Origin of the sequence: Pedobacter sp., assembly GCF_035566355.1 — a bacterium.
Classification (GTDB): domain Bacteria; phylum Bacteroidota; class Bacteroidia; order Sphingobacteriales; family Sphingobacteriaceae; genus Pedobacter.
The window spans coordinates 1-5,042 of the sequence record NZ_DATMRL010000488.1 but is presented as its reverse complement, the minus strand read 5'-3'; the positions used below and the strand labels follow the sequence as shown (position 1 = coordinate 5,042).

Here is a 5,042-nt window from a genome sequence, read left to right as displayed (position 1 = left end):
TATCCTAACCCTGTCAAATGGGAAGAAGATTTCTTTAACCGATGCATCGAATGGACAAATAGCCAATCAGGAAGGGATCAGCATCACAAAAGCTAAAGATGGTCAGTTGGTTTACAATGTTAGCTCAAAAGGTATTGCTTCAGATGCGCCCGATGCCTTTAATACCATTGAAACGCCAAAAGGGGGGCAGTATCAGATCTTTCTTCCCGATGGAACTAAAGTTTATCTGAACGCCTCATCTTCTTTAACTTATCCTACATCGTTTGGAACAAAGAAAGAAAGGGTCGTTACCTTAACCGGAGAGGCTTATTTTGAAGTTACAAAAGACAAGCATAAGCCATTTAAAGTATTTGCTTTGCCTTTGCCAAGGCCAAGTGTAAAAAGAAATCAGATTGTGGAAGTATTAGGTACACATTTTAACATCAATGCATACCCTGACGAACCTTACGTAAAGACAACACTTGTGGAAGGAGCTGTTAGCGTAAATTATAAATATAAACTTACCCCAAATCATCAGACAATTTTTGATGGTAATACTATGCGGATCATTCCAGTAGACGTTGATACGGAGATAGCCTGGAAAAATGGTGACTTTGATTTTCAGAATCAAGATCTTCCTTCGGTGTTGCGTATGATTTCCAGATGGTATAACGTAGAATTTGAACCTCATTTAAATATAGAAAATCTTCATTTTGGTGGGCAGGTGTCCCGTTCAAAAGACATATCGGCTGTCATCAAAATGATCGAATCAACAGGAGAGGTGAAATGTAAAGTAGAAGGAAGGAGGATTATTATGACAAAATAAGCTACCAAAAAGAGTCCTTAAAATGCCGGGAATGGTGCAAACATACCCGGCAAAGATTGGAGTCAGATTCTAAGTTTTGAAGATTATCAACTGAAACGATTGCCGCTAATTGCGAAAAGAGGGCATATCGTATAAACCAACCAACTCAAATGTATAAAAATTTTACCAAGAAATTAGGTAGGCCTCCAGGCTATGCCCTTAAATTCCTGCTCATTATGAAGTTAATTGTTATCATCACTATGGTAACTATTCTGCAGGTAAAAGCATCCGTTAGTTTTGCGCAGAATATAAGTATCAATGAAAAGAACGCGCCTCTCGAAAAAATACTGAAACAAATCAGGGCCCAAAGTGGCTATGATTTCTTTTATAACCAGGATCTGGTGAGCCATGTAAAAGGAATAGATCTGCAGGTACGAAATGTAACCATTGAGCGGGCCTTACAACAATGTCTTCTAAACCAGCCTTTAACCTACACTATTGACAATAAGATTGTCGTCATCAAAAAGAAAGAGACACCAGTATATGTATTGGCTGATTCAGTGGTCACAGGAATAGTCTATGATGCACTGACCAGAGAAAGGATTGCAGGAGTAACCATCAGGGTAAAGAATAGTACAATCAGGGTGATGACAGATTCCAAAGGAAATTTTAGGTTATCGGCGCCAATGGGATCTGTGCTGTTGATTAGTTATGTAGGGTATGAAAATCAGGAAGTTATTGTAAATAGAAAGGTGCTGGATATTAAACTTAAAGAGTCTGCGCAGGCATTGAGCGATGTGGTGGTGACAGGTATCTTTTCCCAGTCAAAATCTACATTTACCGGAGCCGAACGAACTTTTAATGCCCAGGAATTGTCTAAGGTTTCAAACAATAATGTCCTTACGGCATTGAAATCTTTGGATCCTTCTTTTCAGATACCTGAAAATCTAAATTTTGGATCTAATCCGAATGTGTTGCCAGATGTAGTTTTACGCGGTGGTAATACATTAGTAGATATCCGGCAAAACGGCCAAAATGATCCTTTTAATTATCAGGCTGCCCCAAATGCACCCCTGTTTATACTAGATGGATTTGAAACAACTTTACAGCGGGTAAATGACCTCGATATGAACCGAGTTGCCAGTGTAACCATCCTGAAAGATGCTGGTGCAACAGCGATTTATGGCTCCCGTGGAGCTAATGGTGTAGTTGTTATTGAGCAGCTTAGACCAGCAAATGGCAAACTTCGGTTTTCCTATAACGCCAATTTGGTTATTGAAGCCCCGGATCTTTCGGGTTATGACCTGCTAAATGCCAGAGAAAAATTCGAGCTGGAAGACCGTTCCAATATCTTTAAAAACACATTCAATACTTCTCAGAATGGATTAGACCTGGTCCGGTCGTCCCGGTTAGACGCGGTAAATCAAGGCATCAATACAGATTGGATCTCCAAACCTTTGAGAAATGGTATAGGACAGAAACATAACATTTATGTAGAGGGTGGCGCTGATGCCGTTACTTATGGCCTGAGCTTAACCTACGACCAGAAATCAGGGGTTATGAAGGGTTCAGATAGAAAAACAACAACGGCCAATTCTTTTTTATCTTATCGTTTGAACAATTTTCAGTTCAGAAACGACCTGACCCTTAATTTTAATAAAGCAAATAATTCCCCCTATGGATCTTTTACTCAATATACAAGGCTTAATCCATACTGGACACCATATGATGCCAGTGGTAATTTAAAAGTTTACCTGGAAGAGGTTATTGATCCTCAAACCGGAAACAGGATTACTTCAATGGACAGCTATGATAACCTAAATGGCTATGTCGGACGTCCTGTAAATCCACTGTACAATGCCTCATTAAATATCACAGATCAAACCAGTTTTAAAGGCATTACTAACAATTTTGAGACCCGTTGGCAGGCCAAGAACTGGCTTAGGATAACGGGCCGTTTGTCATATGCACAGCAATCTGACGAGTCTGATATCTTTTTACCAGCACAGCATAGTTCTTTTGCCAATGTAGCCACCTTCCAAAAGGGCTCCTATACTAAGGGGACAGGAAGTATGCAGCGGATTGAAGGATTCTTAACCGGTGAAGCAAATCAGTCTTTTGGAAAGAACTTTTTATCGGCTTCTGCAACGCTCAATATCAAAGAGAATTCTTACAATACCCAGTCTATCCTGGTACAGGGTTTTCCTAATCCCAATTTGGATCAGCTCATTCTTGGCAATCAATACCCTGCCGGAGGTAAGCCAACGGGAACAGAAAGTTTGTCCAGATCTGTTGGTACACTGGCAAGGATGGCCTATTCATATGATAACCGCTACTTATTTGATGCCACCTACCGCCTGGATGGTTCATCACTATTTGGTTCTGACAGGCGTTTTGCCCCATTCTGGTCGTTGGGAGCAGGATGGAATGTGCAGAATGAGAAGTTTCTGAAAGGAAACACAGCAGTAAATGAATTGAGACTGCGCTATACACTGGGCACCACCGGTTCCGAAAGCTTTGAGAGTTATAAGGGAATTACAACAAGCCAATATTATACAGACAGGGAATACCGTGGAGTGATTACCTCTTATTTGCTGGGTTTTGGAAATTCAGCTTTGGCCTGGCAGAAAACTTTGAAACATAATGTAGGTATGGATTTAACCTTATTTAATAAGTTCACATTAAATGCCAATTATTTTGTTGAACGTACTAAAGGCAGTATAGCTTTTATTTCCAGCGCACCTTCCACCGGCTTTAATGGTTACTATGATAACATGGGGGATGTAGTGAACAAGGGGTACGAACTTTATGGAAGGTACAATTTCATAGCAAATCCAAAAAGCAGGAATAACCTTTCTGTATTTGCCAATGTTTTTCACGTAACCAATAAAATCGAAAAAATATCATCAACGATTGAGGCGCTGAACAACAGAGCAAATACCACCAAATCGAGCACACCTCTGCCCAGGTATGCAGAAGGTCAGTCTGTAAATGTAATCTGGGCGGTACAATCCCTGGGTATAGATCCGGCTTCAGGGCTGGAGTTGTTTCGTAAGAGAGACGGTAGTATGACAACGACTTATGACCCGGCTGATCAGGTGATTGTGGGAGATGCAACCCCTACATTATCTGGTACGTTTGGAACCAATATGGAATTAAATGGTATTGGGTTTAACTTGTATTTACGATTTAATTTCGGGGGAGATGCTTATAATCAGACTCTGGTTGACCGGGTAGAGAATGTGAATGTTGGAATGTATAACGTAGACCGGAGGGTAGCAGAGCAACGTTGGCAGGCCCCCGGCGATATTGCTTTTTACAGAGGTATTCTCGATTACAGAAGTAATGCTACGCCCGCAATCACCTATGCAACTTCCAGGTTTGTTCAGCGGAATAATTTTATTACCGGAGAAAGTGCCTCTGTGTATTATCGTTTTTCCGATAAATTCAATAAGCGGATTGGACTTCAAAATACAAAGATCACCTTATTCAGCAGTGAGTTGTTTAGGCTAGCCAGTATCAAACGGGAACGAGGTTTGGATTATCCATTTAGCCGTTCCTTTACCCTGCAGCTGCAAACCACATTCTAGAGAAATTATTTTTTATAGGAAACCATACACAAAGTATTAATTAATTATATAGATGAAAACTATTAAACAACTTTTCCCAGCCTGCTTATTTGGCCTGCTGTTGTTGTTTGCTTCCTGCAAGAAATGGCTGGATGTAAATCCTAAGACGCAAGTGAAAGAAGAAGCACAATTTAGCTCAAAGCAAGGCTATACAGATGCATTATTTGGTATTTATCAAAATGCGGCAAAATCAAGCGGCTATGGCCGAAACCTGAGCTTTGGTTTACTGGATATCTTGGCACAGCGTTACGAAAATAAAACATTATCTACTTCACTCTATTATAAGATAGCTCATTATAACTATAAAGATGCAGATGTAAGGAGTTTAACCGATGCGGTTTTTACAAATGGTTACGGTTCAATAGCACAGACAAATTATATCCTGAAAAATATAGACAATAGCCAAGCTGTACTGGATGAAACCAGTCGAAGCATCATTAAGGGAGAAGCCCTGGGAATGCGTGGATTTCTGCATTTTGACCTGGCCCGTTTATTTTCCGAGCGCTATGCTGATGGTGCGAATGCGGGTACTGTTTCTATTGCCTATATGAAGGAGTTTACCGTAAAACCACAGGCAAGGCTAAGTCTGGGCGCGGTTTTAGATTTATGTGAGGCCGATCTGAAAGCTG

General features: G+C 40.5%; 3 protein-coding genes. All 3 read left to right on the top strand.

Going from position 1 to position 5,042, the window contains the following annotated elements:
• The coding region (locus tag VNZ46_RS19050) for a FecR family protein (protein WP_325561603.1) at positions 1-805 on the top strand (805 nt) is incomplete at its 5' end.
• 215 nt (positions 806-1,020) lie between these two features.
• Positions 1,021-4,374 (top strand): SusC/RagA family TonB-linked outer membrane protein, encoded by a 3,354-nt coding sequence (locus VNZ46_RS19045; protein WP_325561602.1) that lies wholly within the window; start codon positions 1,021-1,023, stop codon positions 4,372-4,374.
• A 52-nt stretch (positions 4,375-4,426) separates the two neighbouring features.
• A partial coding sequence (locus VNZ46_RS19040; protein ID WP_325561601.1) for a RagB/SusD family nutrient uptake outer membrane protein occupies positions 4,427-5,042 on the top strand: 616 nt, incomplete at its 3' end.